The sequence below is a fragment of the Prochlorococcus marinus str. MIT 9314 genome (genome assembly GCF_000760035.1).
Taxonomy (GTDB): domain Bacteria; phylum Cyanobacteriota; class Cyanobacteriia; order PCC-6307; family Cyanobiaceae; genus Prochlorococcus_A; species Prochlorococcus_A marinus_B.
Window position 1 is genome coordinate 67,764 of sequence record NZ_JNAO01000001.1, and the last position, 21,018, is coordinate 88,781.

At 31.6% G+C, this 21,018-nt stretch carries 23 protein-coding genes and 1 tRNA gene; 8 read left to right on the top strand and 16 right to left on the bottom strand.

Annotated features, from left to right (window positions below; genetic code table 11):
• Positions 1-5 precede the first annotated feature (5 nt).
• Positions 6-1,235, bottom strand: a complete 1,230-nt coding sequence (locus EU98_RS08275; protein ID WP_032514926.1) for a glutathione S-transferase — start codon at positions 1,233-1,235, stop codon at positions 6-8.
• Between the two features lie 51 nt (positions 1,236-1,286).
• Between EU98_RS08275 and gorA the strand changes: the two genes are divergently transcribed.
• Entirely contained in the window at positions 1,287-2,651 is a 1,365-nt protein-coding gene (gorA, locus tag EU98_RS08270) for a glutathione-disulfide reductase (protein WP_032514927.1), read from the top strand.
• A gap of 2 nt (positions 2,652-2,653) precedes the next feature.
• Here gorA and EU98_RS08265 read toward each other — a convergent pair whose 3' ends face one another.
• Complete coding sequence (locus tag EU98_RS08265) at positions 2,654-3,733, bottom strand: calcium/sodium antiporter (protein ID WP_032514928.1); 1,080 nt, start codon at positions 3,731-3,733, stop codon at positions 2,654-2,656.
• A 118-nt stretch (positions 3,734-3,851) separates the two neighbouring features.
• On the opposite strand from EU98_RS08265, the gene pyrC reads away from it, so the two are divergent.
• The 5 genes from pyrC to trpA all read left to right on the top strand — a co-directional run bounded on the left by pyrC (position 3,852) and on the right by trpA (position 6,598).
• Positions 3,852-4,901 carry a dihydroorotase gene (gene pyrC / locus EU98_RS08260; RefSeq protein ID WP_080725810.1) on the top strand — a complete coding sequence of 350 codons (1,050 nt, stop codon included), beginning with the start codon at positions 3,852-3,854 and terminating at the stop codon, positions 4,899-4,901.
• A 100-nt stretch (positions 4,902-5,001) separates the two neighbouring features.
• Positions 5,002-5,087, top strand: a tRNA-Leu gene (locus EU98_RS08255).
• Positions 5,088-5,165: 78 nt separating this feature from the next.
• A complete protein-coding gene (gene ndhL, locus EU98_RS0108655) occupies positions 5,166-5,399 on the top strand; it encodes an NAD(P)H-quinone oxidoreductase subunit L (protein ID WP_032514931.1) in 234 nt (77 codons plus the stop codon).
• 4 nt (positions 5,400-5,403) lie between these two features.
• Positions 5,404-5,724: a DUF3007 family protein gene (locus EU98_RS08250; protein WP_032514932.1), complete on the top strand. Its 321-nt coding sequence runs from the start codon at positions 5,404-5,406 to the stop codon at positions 5,722-5,724.
• 28 nt (positions 5,725-5,752) lie between these two features.
• Positions 5,753-6,598, top strand: coding sequence for a tryptophan synthase subunit alpha (trpA, locus tag EU98_RS08245; protein ID WP_032514933.1), 846 nt, complete (start codon positions 5,753-5,755; stop codon positions 6,596-6,598).
• A 77-nt stretch (positions 6,599-6,675) separates the two neighbouring features.
• On the opposite strand, the gene EU98_RS08240 is transcribed toward trpA, so the two are convergent.
• On the bottom strand, positions 6,676-7,032 hold the full coding sequence (locus tag EU98_RS08240; protein ID WP_011818077.1) for an AbrB family transcriptional regulator: 357 nt from the start codon (positions 7,030-7,032) through the stop codon (positions 6,676-6,678).
• A gap of 97 nt (positions 7,033-7,129) precedes the next feature.
• On the opposite strand from EU98_RS08240, the gene EU98_RS08235 reads away from it, so the two are divergent.
• On the top strand, positions 7,130-7,399 hold the full coding sequence (locus EU98_RS08235; protein ID WP_032514934.1) for a YciI family protein: 270 nt from the start codon (positions 7,130-7,132) through the stop codon (positions 7,397-7,399).
• Between the two features lie 194 nt (positions 7,400-7,593).
• Here EU98_RS08235 and EU98_RS08230 read toward each other — a convergent pair whose 3' ends face one another.
• The 4 genes from EU98_RS08230 to hisIE all read right to left on the bottom strand — a co-directional run bounded on the left by EU98_RS08230 (position 7,594) and on the right by hisIE (position 10,061).
• Positions 7,594-7,914: a hypothetical protein gene (locus EU98_RS08230; protein WP_032514935.1), complete on the bottom strand. Its 321-nt coding sequence runs from the start codon at positions 7,912-7,914 to the stop codon at positions 7,594-7,596.
• Entirely contained in the window at positions 7,915-8,283 is a 369-nt protein-coding gene (locus EU98_RS08225) for a YkvA family protein (RefSeq protein WP_025955403.1), read from the bottom strand.
• A 35-nt stretch (positions 8,284-8,318) separates the two neighbouring features.
• Positions 8,319-9,242, bottom strand: a complete 924-nt coding sequence (locus tag EU98_RS08220; protein WP_025924308.1) for a sigma-70 family RNA polymerase sigma factor — start codon at positions 9,240-9,242, stop codon at positions 8,319-8,321.
• A gap of 156 nt (positions 9,243-9,398) precedes the next feature.
• The gene (gene hisIE / locus EU98_RS08215) at positions 9,399-10,061 is read right to left on the bottom strand and encodes a bifunctional phosphoribosyl-AMP cyclohydrolase/phosphoribosyl-ATP diphosphatase HisIE (protein ID WP_032514937.1); all 663 of its coding nucleotides are present in this window, start codon (positions 10,059-10,061) and stop codon (positions 9,399-9,401) included.
• A 63-nt stretch (positions 10,062-10,124) separates the two neighbouring features.
• On the opposite strand from hisIE, the gene EU98_RS0108660 reads away from it, so the two are divergent.
• Positions 10,125-10,595: a 6-carboxytetrahydropterin synthase gene (locus EU98_RS0108660; protein WP_032514938.1), complete on the top strand. Its 471-nt coding sequence runs from the start codon at positions 10,125-10,127 to the stop codon at positions 10,593-10,595.
• 48 nt (positions 10,596-10,643) lie between these two features.
• On the opposite strand, the gene EU98_RS08210 is transcribed toward EU98_RS0108660, so the two are convergent.
• The 9 genes from EU98_RS08210 to EU98_RS0108670 form a co-directional block, all read right to left on the bottom strand.
• On the bottom strand, positions 10,644-13,226 hold the full coding sequence (locus EU98_RS08210) for an ATP-dependent Clp protease ATP-binding subunit (RefSeq protein ID WP_032514939.1): 2,583 nt from the start codon (positions 13,224-13,226) through the stop codon (positions 10,644-10,646).
• 66 nt (positions 13,227-13,292) lie between these two features.
• A complete protein-coding gene (gene petE, locus EU98_RS08205; protein WP_032514940.1) occupies positions 13,293-13,643 on the bottom strand; it encodes a plastocyanin in 351 nt (116 codons plus the stop codon).
• Between the two features lie 60 nt (positions 13,644-13,703).
• On the bottom strand, positions 13,704-14,687 hold the full coding sequence (locus tag EU98_RS08200; RefSeq protein ID WP_032514941.1) for an NAD-dependent epimerase/dehydratase family protein: 984 nt from the start codon (positions 14,685-14,687) through the stop codon (positions 13,704-13,706).
• Positions 14,688-14,695: 8 nt separating this feature from the next.
• Positions 14,696-15,736 (bottom strand): uroporphyrinogen decarboxylase, encoded by a 1,041-nt coding sequence (gene hemE / locus EU98_RS08195; protein WP_032514942.1) that lies wholly within the window; start codon positions 15,734-15,736, stop codon positions 14,696-14,698.
• Between the two features lie 118 nt (positions 15,737-15,854).
• On the bottom strand, positions 15,855-18,119 hold the full coding sequence (gene glgB, locus EU98_RS08190) for a 1,4-alpha-glucan branching protein GlgB (protein WP_032514943.1): 2,265 nt from the start codon (positions 18,117-18,119) through the stop codon (positions 15,855-15,857).
• 52 nt (positions 18,120-18,171) lie between these two features.
• On the bottom strand, positions 18,172-19,752 hold the full coding sequence (locus tag EU98_RS08185) for a CocE/NonD family hydrolase (protein WP_032514944.1): 1,581 nt from the start codon (positions 19,750-19,752) through the stop codon (positions 18,172-18,174).
• Positions 19,753-19,759: 7 nt separating this feature from the next.
• On the bottom strand, positions 19,760-20,026 hold the full coding sequence (locus EU98_RS10075) for a hypothetical protein (protein WP_032514945.1): 267 nt from the start codon (positions 20,024-20,026) through the stop codon (positions 19,760-19,762).
• A 52-nt stretch (positions 20,027-20,078) separates the two neighbouring features.
• Complete coding sequence (locus EU98_RS08180) at positions 20,079-20,486, bottom strand: DUF4332 domain-containing protein (protein ID WP_032514946.1); 408 nt, start codon at positions 20,484-20,486, stop codon at positions 20,079-20,081.
• On the bottom strand, positions 20,476-20,940 hold the full coding sequence (locus EU98_RS0108670; protein ID WP_032514947.1) for a DUF2518 family protein: 465 nt from the start codon (positions 20,938-20,940) through the stop codon (positions 20,476-20,478). Before EU98_RS0108670 ends, EU98_RS08180 begins: the two co-directional genes overlap by 11 nt.
• Positions 20,941-21,018: the final 78 nt, after the last annotated feature.

Consider the following 21,018-nt stretch of genomic DNA (forward strand, 5'->3'; position numbering starts at 1 on the left):
TACTATTAACAAGAAATGAAATTTATAGGATTTTGATCAAATCTATGCTTTAAAGGTAACTTATCTATTTCATTGATATCACTGAGCGATTCAATTCTATTTAATGATTGCCTTAGTAACCTCGCTGAAATGATTGGCATATCTCTTGGAACTGAGATTCTATTTTTTAAGTATCTTAAAGAAATTCCTGAAAGTTTTTTTGGGATTAATACTTCACCTGTGATCATATAGCTCAAAGCTGATCTCAATGATTCGTCAAAGGATTCTTTATTGTATGGGTTTACCTTTAGTAAATTGTCTTTATGCTTTATAACTCTTTTAAGAGCAATTGTTGCATAATATTTTGACTCATAATTTTGGTTTAATTCATAATTTCCTAAACCCTCCCCAGTATCTATTAGCTTTGAGAAAGAAATCTGTTGTTCATTGCTTTCTTTATAGCATCCTCCCATTTGTGGGGGTAAATCATGAGAATGAGTATGAAAATCTCCTTGTGTGCCTCTATAAGCGCTTGTCCCCTCAAAAAGGGTAAGCCAGTTATCTACATGACGATAATTAGATCTTAAATTAAACCCTTTATAATATATAAGTGATGCATTCATTCTCTCCATATAGGGAATGAAAATTATATCTCCAACACCAGGCTCTATATCACCCGTGTTAGAAACTGATGGATCAACAAACCCTGATTTTGAGCTACTTAAGATTTCATCGAGTTTTGAAATGGATTCTTTAAATCTTTTTTTTCTAAAAGAGTTATCTATAAAATTAAAGCTTTCTCGGCAGAGCCAATTACACCAAGATCTGAAAATTTCTCTTTCTAACTCTCGAATTTTGATAAGGTGACTAGATGTAATAAAAGATCCAAGTGCTCCAAATTTATTTTCTAAAAAAGCTACGATATCGTCGCTTTCAGTTATAACTTGCCCTTTAAATTCAATTGCAGGTAATTTCCCCGATCTGACTTTTTCAAGGAACCAACTTTCTTTCTGGCCGTAGCAAAACATATTTATTTTCTTGACTCTGTATGGAATTTTCTTAAATTCAAGCCATAACCATATCTTCTGACAGTAAGGACACCAAGAATGCCTATCCCTATAGAGGGTAACTAATACATCATTTTCACTATGTCCAAATAATCTTAAATTTGAGTAGGAATTATTTATACCATGGACTCTATCAAGATCTTCAACTTCAAATTTATTTAAATCATCCCATGTCATAATTCCATTCATTATTTGAATTAAAGCTATAAACTAACGTTATAATAATTGATTTAAAAAGTCTTGGAATTTGAATTTGATTTAATTGTTGTTGGCGCTGGATCTGGAGGACTCGCGGCGGCTAAACGTGCTGCTAGTTATGGAGCAAAAGTCGCAATCATAGAAGCAAATCAAATAGGAGGAACTTGTGTGATAAGGGGATGTGTGCCCAAGAAATTGATGGTTTATGCAGCTAAAAGTAAAAAAAATATGGATTCTTCTGAAGGATATGGATTAAAAAATGAAGGTATTAATTTTGAATCAAATATTTTGTTGAAGAATGTCAGAGAGGAGGTCTCTAGGTTAAGTAATTTACATAGAAATTCTTTAAAAAAGTTGAATATAACTATTTTTGAAGGCTTAGGAAGATTTATTACTCAAAATGAATTAGAAATTATTTGTTCAAATACAAAGAAAATTAAAAACAAAATAAGTTCAAAAAAAATTCTTATTTCAGTTGGAGGTAAACCAAAGAAATTGAATATTCCTGGGGTAGATTTAGCATGGACTAGTGATGATATTTTTGAATTAGAAAAGTTTCCTAAATCAATATTAATAGTAGGAGGTGGATATATTGCTTGTGAATTTGCTTCTATTTTCAGAAATTTAGGTACTGAAGTAACTCAATTAATTAGAGGTCAACATTTACTCAATGGTTTTGATGAGGATCTTTCTTCATGCCTAGAGGAATCACCTACTTTTACTGAAATCAATATAATCCCCAATACTCAATTAAATTCTATCAAAAAAATAAATGGAAATCTGGAATCTACCCTAGACTCGGGAGATAAACTCCTAACTAATAATATTCTTATTGCTACAGGAAGAGAACCAAATCTTTTGCCTTTAAATTTGGATTTTTTAAATTTAAAGATGGATGGCCAATATTTAGATGTCGATGCACTTAATCAAACAAGCAACGCAAATATTTTTGCAGTTGGCGATATCATAAATAAACCAAACTTAACTCCGGTAGCAATAGAACAAGGGAGAGTTTTTTCGGATAATTTTTTTAATGACCAAAAAAGAAAAGTAAATTATGAATATATCCCTAAGGCCGTTTTTACTATTCCAGAAATTTCAACAGTTGGCTTAAGTGAGAAAAGAGCTAATGAGATTTACTCTGAAAAAAATATAAAAATTTTTAAATGCAAATTTACCCCTATGTCTAATACCTTTAAAAAGAATAAATCAAAATGTATGTTGAAGATTGTAGTTCATAAGCTAACTGACAAAGTCCTAGGATGTCATATGTTTGGAGAAACATCGTCTGAGATTATTCAAATGGTATCAATTTCATTAAATGCAGGGATAACAAAAAAAGAATTTGATATTACTATGGCTTTGCACCCAACTATCTCAGAAGAATTTGTGACTATGTATGGATAAAATTATGAATTAGAAAATTTGTATTTTTCTTGGACAATCAGAAATACAATAAGTAATGCAAAGTAAATAAATAAACCTATCCTTAATTCATAAAGGAAGTTAAATTCATTCAGGAAAAGTATTTTATCGAGAATGTAGAAAATATAAAGATTAAGCAAAATAAATCCTTCAAATCTTGTGATTTTCCCTTTGCTCCAGAAAATTGGTAAGCATGCAAAGCTAGTTAAAACCATAAAAGGTAAGTCAACTTTTATTAGACTCTGTTCAATTACTAAACCTTTAAATCCTGAAAAAATACTGCAACTTCCAAGGATTAAAAGTTGATTGAGTAAATTACTTCCTATTACATTCCCAATCGCAAGATCTGTTTTGCCTTTAAATGCTGCAATTATTGAAGTTACTAATTCTGGTAAAGATGTCCCAGTTGCGACGATAGTTAAACCAATAACAATTTCATTTACACCCAAAAGAGTAGCGAGAGTTTGAGAACCATTTACTAAAATATTTGAACCAAAGCTTAAAAGAAATATTCCCAATATTAACTTTAGTAAAATATTCATTTTTCCTTTATATTTATCTTCTAATTCTTCTATCTCTGGTTCAGCATCTTTTGTCTCCTCTCCTTTTTCATTGATGGTATTGATTTCCCATATTGTATTTAAGATTAAACAAAATATTAGAAATACCCCTGCTTGAAATGTTAATAAGCCTGTTGATGATATAGCCCAAACTGCACAAGAAATTGCAATTAAAAGAGGTACATCCCTTCTGACTATTCTGCTTTTTACTTTAAGAGGTGTTATTAATGAGCTTATGCCCAAAACAACGAGAACATTAAAAATATTGCTTCCAATTACATTGCTTGCCGCAAGCGAATCACTGCCTTTTAAAATTGAACTCAAACTTACCAACAACTCAGGAGAGCTTGTTCCAAGAGAAACAATTGTTAAACCTATTACTATTTGAGGTATTCCTAAAATTAAAGATAAAAATATGGCTCCTTGAATAAAGAACTCTCCTCCAGCAAAAAGTAGAACTACGCCTAAAAAAATTTCTATTATTGGAAATAAAAAATCACTCATATTTAGGATTTAATTAAGATAATAAAAATTTTCAAAATTGGTTAATAACTATCCTCGAATATCTATAATTTATTGTCAATTTTAATTTGCTGTTAAAATTGATTAAATAGAAAAAATTTTGAAGACTTTAAACATAATAAAACCTGATGATTGGCATTTACATTTAAGAGAAGGTCTTGTATTAAAAAATATCATTCGGTTTACTTCGGAATATTTTGGAAGAGCCATTGTTATGCCAAATACTAAAAGTCCTATAACATCAATCAATAGCGCTATTTCTTATAGGAAATCTATTGTTGAAGCGCTACCAGAAAGTTCTAAGTTTGAACCATTAATGACAATTTATCTTACAGATGACACTGATAAAGGGGAACTAATTAATGGTTTTAAAAATAATGTTTTTTTTGCAGCAAAATTATATCCTGCTAATTCCACAACAAATTCCAGTCATGGAGTTAGGAAAATAGAAAATCTGTACAAGATCTTTGAATTAATGCAAGAATCTGGAATGCCTCTTTTAATTCATGGGGAAGTGACTGATTCTGAAGTAGATGTATTCGATAGAGAAGAAGTTTTTATAGATAAAGAACTTTCTCAAATAACCAAAAGATTTCCAAAATTAAAAATAGTTCTAGAACATATAACCACCTCTTACGCAGTGGATTTTGTGCAAGATAATAATATTGGGGCTACTATTACTCCGCATCATTTGCATATAAATAGAAATGCAATGTTTTTTGGAGGCTTAAATAGTGATTTTTACTGCTTACCAGTTGCTAAAAGGGAAAATAATAGACTCGCTTTAAGGAGAGCGGCAACAAGTGGGAAAAAATGTTTTTTCTTGGGCACTGACTCTGCTCCACACCTTAGGAAGTGGAAGGCTTTTTGTGGATGTGCAGGCATTTTTAATTCGCCAGTAGCAATAGAAAGCTACTTAACAGTTTTCGAAGAGGAGGATGCTCTAGACAATTTTGAAAAGTTTGCAAGTTTGAATGGCCCTAATTTTTATAATGTCCCACCTAATAAAGAAAAATTAAAATTAGTTTCTAGACCTAACAAAATTAAAGAATATATTGATATTGTTGAAGAAAAAAATATTGTCGGTCAAATAAAACCATTTCATGCAGGTGAAACTTTACAATGGCAAGTAGAAGGAATAGTAAATTAAAAAATTAGATTTAATCTGACAATTAAAAGTGTAAATATTCCAATTTTTCTTGGTTAAATGGGTTACTTTCAGCTACGATTAGAAAGCGCAAATTCCTTTTGGGAGTGTGGCGGAATTGGTAGACGCGCCGGACTTAAAATCCGTCGAGCGATTTAGCTCGTGGGGGTTCAAGTCCCCCCACTCCCACTATTTAATTATTTATTTTTAGTTCTGACGATAACTTCCAATAGTTGTTATGTTTTAACTAAGCAACCATAAATTAAAATGGAAAGTTTTTTCAATAATTCATTCGCTACTTTAATTGCTTATATCGGAATTATTTCTACCTATTTATTGTTTATCCCATTGTTACTATTTTACTGGATGAATAATAGATGGAATATTATGGGAAAATTTGAAAGATTAGGAATTTATGGCCTTGTATTTCTTTTCTTTCCAGGTTTAATTTTATTCTCTCCATTTTTAAATCTCAGACTAAAAGGAAGTGGTAAAGGGTAAATAATTGACTAAAGGAAAAGTTATACAAATAGGTTTATTTATTTCATTAATAGGATTGATTAGTTATAAATTTGCACCGCAAATTGGTATCGATAATTTAACAGCCACTACTCTATCAAGTTGTATCTTGATTTTGATTGTTATTACTTGGGTAACATCTTATGTTTATAGAGTTGTAAATGGAAAAATGACTTTTATGGAACAAAGGAAGCGTTATAGAAAAGAGTATGAAAAAGTTGTTAATGATAAACTAGAAACCAAATTCAACTCACTGTCAAAGGAAGAGCAGCAAAAACTTATGGAAGATTTAGAGAAAAATCCATAAATTTTTCATAGAAAAATATCTAAAAATTATGAAAGATAACAAAATGCAAATTACCAAAAATAAATCTTTATCTAAGGTAGATGAGATGTTTTGTGAGTTAAAAAATAAAAAAAAATTTGCTTTAATGCCTTTTATAATGGCTGGAGATCCCAATATTGAAATAACTTCTGAGATCTTATTAAAGTTACAAGAAAATGGAGCTGACCTTATTGAATTAGGTATCCCGTATAGTGACCCACTTGCAGATGGACCTGTTATTCAAGTGGCGGCCTCTCGCGCCTTAAAGTCAGGTACTAGCTTAAAAAAAGTAATTACTCTTTTAGAGTCTTTAAAAGGTAAATTAAATATCCCCATCATCCTTTTTTCTTACTTGAATCCATTACTATGCTTTGGCTTTGAAAGGTTTTGTGAGATGGCATCTGATGCTGGAGTTTCTGGACTAATAGTTCCTGACCTCCCTTTGGAGGAAGCTTATAAATTTTCTAAAATAGTAAGTAAACATTCTATGGACTTAATTTTATTGGTAGCGCCAACTACTCCTTTTGAAAGAATGAAACAAATATCAAATCATACAAAAGGCTTTACTTATTTAGTAAGTGTTACAGGTGTCACTGGTGAGAGAAACAAAATGGAAAATAGAGTAGAAAATCTTATCGCTAAATTAAAAAATGTAAATAGCAATCCAATTGCTGTTGGTTTTGGAATATCAACTCCAGAACATGTTAATAAAGTTCGTGAGTGGGGAGCAGATGGAGTAATTATTGGTAGTGCATTTGTAAAACGAATCTCGAGCTCAAGTGAAAAAGATGTAGTCGATCATGTTGGTGAGTTTTGTAAAGAAATGCGTTTAGCTGCTGATAAAAAAAATAAATAAAAAGATAATTTATTATTTAAAGAATTATATGTAGAATATTTATTAAAAATGTTATGACAAATTTATTGTTGTTGTCTTTAAGATTCTTCTGTAGGTAATAATCTGATTTGTTTTCTTCCTAGCTTAATTTCGAATTCATCACCCGCTTTTAAATCAAGAAGTGCTGTATATGCTTTCCCAATCAGAAGATTTCCATTGCCTTGAACTGTAGCAATATAACTAAGTTTTCTTCCACCTTTTCCAATACCTGCAACTCCAGAATCACCAAGATTAACCCCTTTTGCTTCTAAAAGTGCTTCATAAAATGCGGTAAAGTTTAAGCGTTCACCTCCGTTTTTTTTAGTGGAAACATATCCACAGGCGCGAACTAGGTCAGATTTGCTAACATCACCAAGTTCTTTAACTTTTGCAAGGAGATCGCTACCAGTTAGCATAATTAATTAAAAGAAAGTTGTATTAAATAACATAGCAATCTGCGTGTAATATATGCAATTATTAAGTATCTATTCATTCTATTATTTATATTTAAAAATGGAAAAGTTTGTAGTTTTTGGACGGTACTGTGAAGATGCAATTATTAAAAGGGAACCATTTCGAGAACAACATCTTAAGAGACTTAAAAACTTAAAAGATAGCAATATTTTAATTACATTAGGGCCAACAAAATGTACCAAATATTTGTTTGGAATTTTTAATGCTAATGATGTAAACGAGTTGAAAGATCTTATTGAGGAGGATATATATTGGGAAAAAGGTATATGGATTAATTATGATATTTATCCCTGGATTCAAGCATTTTAAATATGATTTACAAAAAAATTTAGTAATTATTAACTATTTATTAAAAGAATTAATTTAACTTAAAAATACATATTATTTTTGCTTTAATAATTCAATTATTTATCTTATTTAGGAGTTGAAACGATATTCATTTAAACGTTAGTTTTAAAAAGTTATGTCATTTTTAATTAAAAATATATTATTTAAAATAATATTTATTTACTAGCATCTTGATTTATTTGGTTTACTAATGAGTCGATATCTAATTGATTATAAGGTGGTGTTTGTTTTGTTTCTAGATAATCGTTCTTGATATTTTTTAACCATTTTTGCTCAATCTTTATAAGATTTTTTGCAATATTGAACATTCCGCCTTTTTTATATAATTCTTTCATTTTGAGAATAATCTCGGAGGTTCTACTAGATTTAATATTTAATTCATTTGCTAAGTCTTTTTGGGTAAATCCATGCGTTTTTAACCAATCTTTAATGAACGAGATGAGTTCCTTTTCTTCCTGTATAGATAATTTACTCATTCAATAAAAAGGAAATAACTTATTAAGCTTATTTTCTGCTCTTGCTCTTATTGAAGGAGTCATGTATTTGCTCCATATACTGAGTACTGCTGTGAGGGCAACAAAATCATCACTAAAACCCACTAAAGGCATAAAGTCAGGGAAAAGATCAAATGGCATAATTAAATATGCTAGAGCAGCCATTAATGAAACTCTCGCTTGTGCAGGAGTATAAGGATCTAATGCCATCTCCAAAACTTCTAAGGCAGGCTTAGCAATTGTTCTTCCCGCTTTAATAAGAATCTTGATAATGATATTTTCATCAAATGTTGAACTTTCTAAAACTTCAGCATCATAGATTTTTTCTTGAGTTTTGTAATTCTCTTTCATCCTTATAAATGAAATTTAAATATTTAATGGAATTTTTAGCTAATACTATCAACTAATCCATTCTGTATTCCTGCTTTTCTAAGTTTTCTTAAAGCACGTTGGACAACTTGTCGGCAATATTCCCTGCTACAACTCATATGTCTTGCAACTTCAGCTAGAGTTCTCCATTCATTTGAACCGTCTAAACCAAATCTTAAGCTTACTATTTTTCTTTCTTTCTCAGTTAAATTTGCTTTATCTAATAACTTCCAAGCCGAGGCTGTCCTTTCGGCTAATTCGGCTAATTCCATTGGGGGAGTTTGATCACTTGGAAGAATATCAACTAACTCGGAAGGATCTGATTTTGATTTAACAGTACCTTGGAGACTAACAGTGATACTTCTCAATTCACAAGAAAGGAGTTCGTCAATTTCCTCTTTGGTTATTTTCATTTCTTCAGCTAGTTCATCACTAGTAGGTGGAATACCTTTAAGTTGCATGAGCTTTGATTTTGCTGATCTTAGTTTTGTAAGTTTTTCATTAATGTTGACAGGGATCCTTATCGTTCTACTTTGAGTTGACAATGCTCTATTTAAACCTTGCCTAATCCACCAGTAAGCATAGGTGGAAAATCTATGTCCTCTAGACGGATCATATTTTTCTACGGCCCTTGTAAGACCTAATGTACCCTCCTGAATTAAGTCCAGTAATTCTAATCCCTTCCCTTGGTATCTCTTGGCGAGGTTGACAACTAGTCTTAGGTTGGCTGTTATCATTTCGTTTTTAGCTTTTTCACCAATTTTTATCTTTTTTCTCTCAGCTTCGGAGTATTCACAAGCGGGGCCTTTCCCTCCTGCCTCTTGACATCTATTAACAAGTACTACCATTTCTTGGACTTTTCTGCCCATTGTGAGTTCTCTTTCGGGAGTCAAAAGTTGATGACGACCTATTTCACCAAGAAAATCGCTTAATGAACTCACGATTTACCTCATTGTTGATATATTTAACTTATAGTCAATCCAGTGATAAGCCATACATGTAATAATTAATTAATAATTAATTAATAATTATTAATTAGTTTATTTACATTATTTTTAAAATTTTTTAGGTAAAAAAGTTAAAATTATAAATTTTAATTATTTAATTTTTCTTCTTGATTCTAGAACAGCAAGTACATCTCTCCACTCAACCCCTTTATGCATAAGGGCTACTTGCAGATGATAAATTAAATCAGCAGCTTCATTTGAGATTGAATTTTTATCATTATCTTTGCAAGCCATTATAAATTCTGCAGATTCCTCTCCTATTTTTTTTAAAATAGTATTACTACCTTTTGTTAATAAATGATTTGTGTAACTTTTTTCTGATGGATTTATTGATCTTTCGTTAATTGTATTGAATAATTCAGAGCAAATATTTGAGAAGGGAGTTGTTTTTTTCTCTTTTTTATCACTTTTATTAATTTTGATTTCGTTGAAAAAACAACTTTTTTCTCCAGTGTGGCATGCTCCTGAACCATTTTGTTCTATCAAAAGGATTAGTGCATCATTATCGCAGTCGAATCTTATCTCCTTAAGTATTTGGGTACTTCCACTTGTAGCTCCTTTTCTCCAGATTTCGGATCTTGATCTACTCCAATAATGAACGTTTTTGGTTTCAAGAGTCATTGTCAAAGATTCTTTGTTCATCCAAGCAAGCATAAGAATTGATCCGTCAAGCCAATCTTGTGCTATTGCAGGGATTAATCCATAATTATCAAAGCGTAGATCATCTATCGAAAAATTAGTTGAATAAGTCATTATTTTCGTTATGTTAAATCCTACTCAATGTGTTTTATTAAAAATTATCCTAACAGTTAATTGATGTATATTCATTCTCTGAAATTTTCATGCAGCAAAAGTTACGAGGATTTTCCCTGCTCACATAGGCAATGGCGTCATGAAGGCCACTGCAGATTTGTGCATGGATATTCAAGATCATTCACCTTTTGGTTCATTGCAAAAAAACTAGACCTAAATGGTTTTGTTGTCGATTTTTCAAGTCTAAAGCCTCTAGAAAATAGACTAAAGGAGCAATTTGACCATACTTTTCTAATAAATAAAGATGACCCTTTGCTGAATTACTGGGAAAAATTACATGACTTAGATGCTTTAGATCTGAGAATTATGGATAATGTGGGAATGGAGTTCACTTCTGAATTAATTTGGAGATGGGCTAATGAATACTTACAGGATAAGGATAAGGGCAGAACATGTTGTTGGAAAACAGAATCAAAAGAAAATAAATCGAATAAAGCAAGTTATGAGGAAATTCCTGATTGGTTCAAAACTTAGATTAAAGTTGTTAATTTTAAAGTCATATAGGATTCTTTAATTAGATATTTAATCAACATTTATCTCTCCATTAATCAGATAAATATTAATCTCGTCTTTATTAAGGTAATGATTATTCAATATATTATTTGAAATTTTTGTCTCAATTTGTTTTTGAATAATTCTTTTTAAAGGCCTTGCACCATAGGTATGATCGAAACTATTTTCGACAAGTTGGTTAATTGCTTCATCCGTAATTTTGAATTTTAAGTTTTTTTTGTTAAGTCTTTTTTCTAAATGTTGAAGCTGGATTTTTGCAATTTCTTTTATGTCATATATTTCTAAATTATTAAAAATAACTATTTCATCAAGTCGATTTAAAAACTCAGGCTTGAAAAATTTTTTAATTTCATTATCTACAACTTTTTTAATTTCATTTGTATCTTCTTTTCTAACTGATAAATCATTTATTGATTGACTTCCTAAATTACTTGTGAGAACAATGATTGAATTTTTGAAATTTATTGTACGACCTTGACCATCAGTAATGATTCCATCATCAAGAACCTGTAAGAGAATATCTAAAATATCTTTGTGAGCTTTCTCTATTTCATCTAGGAGTATTAATGAATAAGGATTTTTGCGTACAGCTTCAGTTAGTTGACCGCCTGATTCGAAACCTAAATATCCAGGAGGCGCACCTATAATTTTGCTTACTGAATGCTTTTCCATATATTCAGACATATCGAGTCTTGTAATCGAAGAATTTGAATCGAATATTATTTTGGCTGTTACTTTACTTAGCTCTGTTTTCCCAACACCAGTTGGACCTAAAAAGAGAAAACTGGCTAATGGCTTGCTTGGATCATTTAGACCAGTCCTTGATCTCTTAATGGAATCTGCAACTGCCCTAATTGCACTATCTTGACCAATAATTTTTTCTTTAAGGATTGACTCGAGGCTCAAGAGTTTATCTTTTTCTGACTGGTTTAAGTTCTGTACTGGAATAGAGGTCCACTTTGAGACAACTTCTGCAATATCATCAAAAGTTACCTCTTGCCTTAAAAGACTTGTATCTCCATTTTTTTGAGAATTTACAAGGGACTGACTTTTTTCTTTCAATTTTTTTTGCAAAGAATTTAAAGTTCCAAATTCTAATTCTGCTGCTTTGTTGAGGTCAAAACTCCTTTTGGCTTGATCTATTTGCAATTGAACAGATTCAATTTCTTCTTTTATGGTGCTAATCTCATCAATTTCATCTTTTTCTTTTTTCCATTGAGCGCCTAATTCTGCCTGTTTATCTTTAAGGGATATAAGTTCATTATTGATTTTTTTTAATCTTTCTATAGAAAAATCATCCGTTTCTCTTTTTAAAGATAATTTTTCCATCTCAAACTGTAGAACTTTTCGATCAATTTCATCAATTTCATCAGGTTTGGAAGTTATGACCATATTTAATCTTGAGGCTGCTTCATCGATTAGATCAATTGCTTTGTCAGGAAGAAATCTATCATTAATATATCTTTCGCTAAGGGTTGCGGCAGCAACTAAAGCATTATCAGAAATTCTCACACTATGATGAACTTCGTATCTTTCTCTCAATCCTCTTAAAATTGATACAGTATCATCTATTGAAGGAGCATCAACTTTTATCTTTTGAAATCTTCGTTCTAAAGCAGGATCTTTTTCTATATTTTGTTTATGTTCATTAATAGTTGTAGCACCAATACATCTAAGTTCTCCTCTCGCAAGCATTGGTTTTAATAGGTTGCTTGCATCTAAAGAACCTCCACTAGCACCTGCACCAACTACCGTATGGATTTCATCAATAAAAAGAATAATCTTACCGTCCGATTCTTTCACTTTCTTTAGAATATTTTTTATTCTTTCTTCAAATTCTCCACGATATTTTGCTCCAGCTAAAAGTGAACCCATATCTAATGAAATTAGTTTCCTATCTTGTAGCGCAGAAGGTACATCGCCATTAATAATTCTTTGAGCTAACCCTTCTACAATGGCTGTTTTCCCAACACCAGGTTCTCCAATAAGAACTGGATTATTTTTTGTTCTTCTACTCAATATTTGAATTGTTCTTCTGATCTCTTCATCCCTACCAATAACAGGGTCTAAAATCCCATCTCGTGCAGATTGAGTTAGATCAATACCATATTTTTCCAAAGACTCATTAGAACTATTAAATTCATTTTTTACTGCCGGATCTGACTTCATTTTCTTTATAATTTCAAAAAATTCTGGAATACCTTTTTGATTTAAAATTTGAAATCCATATTTATCATCATAAGTGAAACCGTAAACTAAGTGTTCTGTTGATATCACTACATCATTTAAATTATTTTTAATGTCATTCGCCTTCCATAATATTTTGTGAAGAGTATCACCAATATATAAATTATCTTGTTTATTTTTCATTTTTGCCTTCGCATTTAATGAAAAAATTATTTCCCTCTCAAGATCTTTTAGATTCACATTATTTTTTTTTAAAATTTTTTTTGTAATATTGTCATCTTTTATAAGAGCTAATAATAAATTATCAGAGTCTACATTTTGTTGATAATTTTTATAAGCAATTTCTTTGGCGAAAATAAAATTGTTCCAAGCAGAATTTGAGAATTCGCTTGGAACAATTTTCATCAATCAAAATTTGGGTATTACCGTAATAAATATTAAGTCAAAAAGGGTATTTACTATTTAGGAGATTTATTCAACAATAACTTTACCTACCATTCCAGCGCCTCTGTGTGGCTCGCAATAGTAATCATAAGTTCCAGCAGTATCAAATGTTTCTTCCCAAGACTCTCCTGGAGCAAAAGCTAGATCCGCATGACTTAATTCCTCATGTCCATCAAAAACAGCATTGTGAGGGGCAAGTTTATTATTAACGAATTTAACTGTATCGCCAGCACTAATGGTTACTGTACTTGGTTCAAATGCAAGCATTCCAGCATCTGTTCCAAGTTTAACTTCAACAGTCTTAGCTGAAACTGATGAAGTACCTATACCTAGAGTTAAAACTATTGCAAATAACCCTGCAAAGATTGAACGTAACATAATAAAAAATTTGCTTATTTATATATATTACAAGGCTTTGGTAACCTAACTGCGAGAATTTTAATTGTTATTACAGCTTGGTAACTTTGATAACCTTAGAATATCATTCAGTGACTTGGCATAACTTTTAAGTTTGAAAGTCTCAGGATTAGTGATGGGGACATGATTAAAGTCATATTTTTTGATACTGAAGCTATCCCAAGCAGTAGTTTGGATGGGAAGAATTCTTAATAATATTTTTAGAATTTTTTTTGTAAGGGGTATCGCAAATAATCTCCTCATATTATGTTTCTTTAAAAGTGTAATTATGGCATCATCTATTGAAATGAATTTTTGACCTAGCACAAATTTTCTAAAGCCTTTGTATTGCTCTTCTTTATGATTTCTAATTAGAAACCCGCAAATCTGGGCGATATCATTTGCGTGTATAAAGTGAAATTTAGAATCGAGTTTTAAAAATCTTGCTAACCAAAGCCATTTCCCAATTTCTTTCAATCCACTAGTTAAATAACTTACGGGATATTTACTTTTTTTTCCAAGATTCCCTCCAAAAACCAAGGTAGGGAAAACAGCGAATGTTTTTTCTGCAAATGAGCTTTCTTTTAGTCTCTGGAAACATTCATATTTTGTTTGAATGTACTCTGTTCCATAAATCAATGATTCCCTCATTAATTCTGTTTGGGTATCAAGAATACTAGCTGTTGAAAAATAAATAATCTTCTCTAACTTTTCAATATCAAGCATTTCTAGTAATTCTTCAAAAGCTTTAATGTTTACTTCATAGGCTCTTTTTGGATCTCCCCAAGCTGTAGCAGTATGTATTAAGTAATTAATTTGACTAATTTCCTTTTTATACCTATTTGATTCCCTGATATCGCAAACCATTAACTTGACTTTTTTATTTTCTAGAACAGAAATTGGTAACTTACTTTTGTCTCTTACCATGAGATAAAGCCTGAATTTTGTGTTTTTCAAAAACCAATCAACTAAATATTGGCCAACACATCCATTAGCGCCCGTTATTAATAAGTTTTTATATCCCAAGACTTTGACTAGTAAGTGAGTTTTTTTCCATGTTCAAAAAATGTTTGAGCATTTTCTTCTGGAGTCCCAGGTAAAATCCCATGACCCAAATTAAGAATATATTTCCTGTCTTTAATTTTATTGAAAGTATTATCTATCCTTTCTTTTATTGATTCTTTGTTTCCGAATAAGATGCCGGGGTCAACATTACCTTGAATTCCTATCCCCCTAGGGATTCTTTTACAAGCCTCTTCAATATCTACTGTCCAGTCTAATGAGATTATATCTACTCCTGTTTTTGCCATTCTTTCTATGACTCCAGCACTTCCTGAAATGTAAAGAATTATCGGTGTTTCAGGGTATTCCGCTTTTACAATTTCAACAACTTTTCTTTGATACGGCCCAGCAAAGATATCGTAATCTTGTGGGCTTAGTTGGCCTGCCCATGAATCAAAAATTTGTACTACTTGCGCTCCAGATTTTATTTGATATTTAAGATATTCACCAATAGATTTAGCAAAATGATCAAGAAGTTTATGAAGTAAATCTGGTTCATTAAAAGCCATTGATTTTATTAAAGAATAATTTTTACTGCTTTTTCCTTCAACTACATATGCAGCAAGAGTCCAAGGGGCGCCAACAAAACCTAAAACAGTTGCCTCATTATTTACATCTCTTTTTAGTGAAGAAAGAACTTGTCCAACAAAACTTAAACTCTCACTTGGATTTAATTCTTGTAACTTTTCAACCTGGTTAAGAGTTCTTATTGGGTTCTCAATAATTGGACCTTTACTTTCTATTATTTCAAAATTTATGCCCATCCCTGGAAGGGGTGTGAGAATATCTGAAAAAAGGATCACACCATCAGGTTTGAAAGCATGAAAAGGCTGCATTGAAATCTCATATGATAATTCTGGATTTTCAGACCTCTCTCTAAAGCTTGGGTAACGCTCTCTTAAATCTCTATAGATTTTCATATATCTTCCTGCTTGCCTCATCATCCATACTGGAGGCCTATTTACTTTTTTACCTAATGCGGCAGAAAGTAGTAGTGGTAAATCTTGACCCATTTTTCAATTTGATATTTTTTAAAAAAAATTAAAATCCAACTTAAAAATCTTACAATGCAAAGCAGAGCAAAAGCGTTATATGAACATTTATATGAAGCACTAAATTATATGAACCTTCTTATTTTTTTGATTGATGCTTGAAGATACTCACGCTTAATGGGGGCAAAGCAAGTTCTAGAGCATTTTGATAATCATGAATATTGTAATTTATAGTTTCTTTGCCCCCCATATTTCCTTTGTTACTTCCACCGTATCTAGAGCCATCTGAATTAAATATTTCTTTATAGAATCCTTTCACAGGAACACCTACTTTGTATGACCCATGAGTATTAGGTGTAAAGTTGGCAACAACAACAAGCCATTCATTGGTATCGTTTTCTCTTCTCATGAAACTTATAACCGAATTAGATTTGTCATTACAATCAATCCATTGGAATCCATACGGGTCAAAGTCATTTTTCCATAATGCAGGTTCATTTTTATAGAGTGCATTTAGGTCATCAATCAAGTTTCTTATACCTTTATGAGGCTCAAACTCTAGTAACTCCCATTGCAAATCATCCCAAACATTCCATTCTTGTCTTTGCCCAAATTCCATTCCCATAAATATAGTTTTTTTACCAGGGTGGGTCCACATATAAGTTAGTAAAGCTCGAGTATTTGCATATTTCTTCCAGTCATCACCAGGCATTTTATGCAAAAGATGACTTTTCCCATGGACAACCTCATCATGACTAAGTGCAAGCATAAAGTTCTCTGTATAGTTATATGTTATTGAGAAAGTTACGCTATTTTGATGGAATTGCCTAAACCAAGGATCTATTTCAAAGTAATCGAGCATATCGTGCATCCATCCCATATTCCATTTCAAGTTAAACCCTAACCCTCCCATGTCAGTTGGTTTGGTTACCATTGGCCAAGTTGTTGATTCTTCAGCGATAGAAAGTGCACCTGGGAAATGTTGGAAGAGTACATGATTAGCCTGTTGAAGAAATTTAACGGCTTCTATATTTTCATTCCCACCATTTTCATTGGGTATCCATTCTCCATCTGGACGTAGATAATCTCTGTAAAGCATTGAAGCTACAGCATCTACTCTTATGCCATCAATATGAAACTCTTCAAACCAATAAACGAGGTTTGCTACTAAGAAATTTCTTACTTCGTTTCTGCTGTAATTAAATATTAGGGTTCCCCATTCTTTATGTTCACCAATGCGCGAATCTCCATGTTCATAAAGATGACAACCATCAAAAAACGCTAAACCATGCTTATCTTTTGGAAAATGACCAGGCACCCAATCAAGAATTACACCAATGCCCTCTTCATGACATTTATTAACAAACTCTCTGAATTCATTTGGGGTACCAAATCTACTTGTTGGTGCATACCAGCCTGTAACTTGGTAACCCCATGAGCCATCGAAAGGATGTTCAGATATTGGCATAAGTTCAATATGAGTGAATCCTCTCTCTTTTACATAAGGGATGAGTTTCTCGGTTAATTCTGGATAAGTTAATAATCTCGTTCCCGGTTTTAAATCAGCGGCAGGCACTGGGTCTCTTGGTTCACCATTGTCTTCCAGATATTTATTATCTGTTGATTCATGGAGCCAACTTCCTAAATGCATTTCATAAACTGAAATTGGCTTGTTAATTTGACTAGAAGAATCTCTGTTTGAAATCCAAGAACTATCATTCCAATTAAAGTTTCTCAACTTTGAAACTATTGAACCATTTTGAGGTCTGATTTCATGAAGGAAACCATATGGATCAGCTTTCTCATAAATATGACCTTGTTGTGTTCTTATTTCGTATTTATATGTGTCGCCCTCTTGCATTGATGGCATGAATAGTTCCCAAATTCCCCCTAATCTTTTTTGCATTGGATGGTGTCTTCCATCCCAAGAATTTATATCTCCAATTATCGAGATTGATTTTGCATTTGGAGCCCAAATGCAAAACATGACCCCTTTTTGATTCTTTTCTTCAATGAGATGTGCTCCCATTTTTTCCCAAATATGATGATGATTACCTTCTGCAAAAAGATGTCTATCAACTTCTCCCATCCACTCTTCTCTATATGACCAAGGGTCATGTTGTGTATGTGTGATCCCTCCTCGTGAAATATTTATTTCGTAATTGTGATTTGGATTTTCAGGCAGGATAGCTTCAAAAAGCCATTTATGGTTTATGCTTTCAGCCTTGTAGGTATTGTTTTTAAAATTTATTTTAACTTCGTCGGCTTCAGGCATCCATACCCTTATTACCCATTGTTCTTCATAAAAATGAGGACCTAATATTTTTAATGGATTATCATTGCAACAATTTTCTAGGTTGATAGCTTCTGATTTAATCCAGTCTGCTTGAATTGTCTCGATCATGACTGGTAGATATTAACGATTAATAATATCAAATGATTAACCAAAAAATTAATTATTTATAAAAAAAAGGGTTCATTTTCATAAATGTTTTTTCAAGGCTAAAACTTAGAGTAATAACTCTATGATTTGCTGAAGGAGATCCAATATTTCCCTCCCCAAATCCAGGATTAACTCCAATAGCGGGATAAGCTGCTGCAGATATAGATAAGCGAAGCTTGCTATCTTTAATCAAACAAATATTTGTTGGTTGCATTGTTATTTGATAACTGTATTCTTCACTTATTTTGGAGTTTTTAACCCTTAAGAATCCGGTTGAAAATTGATTCACCTTTGCATTACCTTCTTCAACAAGTGATAAAGCAAGGCAGATATCGAAATTGGGCTGATCACTTTTTACTTGGATTTCTAATGTGGGGACTCCTGTTAAATATTGATCTTCTTCAAAAGAATTGGTTTGAAAAACACCTACATCCAGTCGTTTATCAATAATGCTTCTATTAAACTTTCCTGGATTTGGACCTAAATGTCCACCGTCAGATGGAGTGGGTCTCCATGGGTCATGAACAATTGTGAACCATCCTGATCCTTTTGAATTTATGGTCAGACTTCCATCTTCAACCTCTACATTTGCTGTACCATCGCTTTTGAGTCCAAAAATAAATTCAGGATTAAATTTGTTATCTAAATCTTCCCATTTATTTAATGAAATATTCCATATTTTTTTCTCGTCTTTTAAATTCTTAGAATTAAAATCTTCATCTAACTTTAAATGTTTATCAAAAAAATTTAATAAAGATTCTTGTGATCCTTCCCACCAATTTAGATGTGTTGCATTCCCAATAATAATCTCTGGGCTCCCACCAGCTTCTTTAGATTTTTTATAAAGATCAAAGGCACCTTTTAAATGTGGATCCCAAAGTCCTCCAATAATTAACATAGGTTGTTTAATCCAGGTTGAAATTGGTTTAAATTCTTTAAATGGGCGAGTATTATTTAAATTTTTAAGCCATTCCAAAACAAAGCTATTAGGATCATATTTTTTTAAAATTTCAATTCCTTCCGTTAAATAACTTTTATTTTCTAATGCTAATCTTATCTTTCCCCACTCAAGTAAATTATTTTCTTTTTTCATTTTTAGAGCCGCGATTTGAAGTCCCCATGCAATATTGTTATGCCACCAATATGCTCCTCCATCTGAGCACCAATGATCCTTAATATTCATCCCAGTCATTGCTGGAGATAAACAATCGGGCGGCTTTGAATTTAATTCACCAGTTAATTGAGTAAATCCTTGATATGAAAAACCATATAAGCCAAGTTTTCCATTACATTCTTTTAGAGACCTTACCCATTCATGAGTTTCTGAAGTATCGCTAGCTTCTTGAGAAAAACCATTAAAGACTCCTTCAGAAGAACCCATACCTCTAACGTCTTGAATTATGACCATATACCCTTTGGAAGCCCACCATTCAGGATGAGAATAGGTAATAGTTGAAGCAATTTCCCTGCCATAAGGTTGTCTCATTAATAATGCAGGCCATGGCCCATTACTGTTAGGTAACCAAATCCTTGATATAAGTTTTACTCCATCTCTAAGTATTAGAGACTTGTCAAACCATCTTGAACCAGACATTTAGGTTTTAGATAATGTCTGGACAGTGCAGCCCAATGACGTAAATAGAAAAGATCTCTGCGTTAACGGGAGTTAACTTTTTTTTATTTGATACATAGTCTATAGCTTTATCTGAACTAGCTGAAATGCCTTTTGAATTAAACTCTCTAAACTTATTACAAAAATTCCTAGCTTCGTTTGGATTCTTTTTTACAGTTTCCAATAAGTTAGATTGACTTAAAACAGGATATGTAAAGTTGGAAAACAAAAATAACAAAAATAACAAAGGTTTCATTATCACTAACTTTTTCTAAATTCTACATTAAAAAATTTTTTTATCCAATATTTCAAATAGATTTGTCGATTTGACTAGCTTTTTTAATCCATTCTTTTAAAAGAGTAAAAGTTGTATCTGCCTGAGTTTTTACTCTAAGATTTCTCTCTAATCTACCAATTTTGCGTTCTAATTCGTAAGGAGTAGATAGGGATAATGATTTTATAGAAGATATACCGCAATGTAAAAGTAGATATGCTTGTGGTGGAGAAATTCCAATTTCTTTTTTTAAAATAGCTATAGCTCTAATTTTCTTAAGATTATTCAATGTACATAGTGAAGATTTTCTTTGAATCTCATTTATATCTAGATCTGAAAGATTACTTAATTTTTCAAAGTCAGTTAGGTTGTTTTGAATAAAAAAAGATTTCTCATGTCTAAAGTTAGTGGGCAAAAAGTCTAAAAATTTTTTAATTTTCATTTTTTAGAGACAAATTCATTTTGACATTTTTTTGTACTTCTCCTATTACGACTGGCTTACTTATATTATCCGAAATTTTTTCAAGTTTCCTTATCTTTATTTTTACGTTTGCTCCCGATCGGCTACCTTTCAATAAGTTTTCCGATAATTGTTTTAAAGTTGGTTCAATAGATTCTTCGGGAAAATCATCATCTGCTTTAGCAATAATCAAATCAAAACCATTGTCATAAACAATTGGAAGATATTTTGCATCTTCTATAACAACTTTTTCATTATAACTTTGTATAAATGCCCAACTACTCAAAGAAAGCAATAATGAAAAGATAGTAGCTCCTATTATTCGAAATTTAAAGCTAAAATTAAAAATAAAAGCTGCTATGGTACAAATAAAAAGAAATATTCCCATGAATCCAAAAAATTTGGGTGTATTCTCTAATAGTTCAAAAAAAGACATTTAGTGGCTTTGACCTGATTAATTTCTTATATTTTGTAAGCCTACTCTATTTTTGGGCTCTAGCTTGAAAAAAATTAG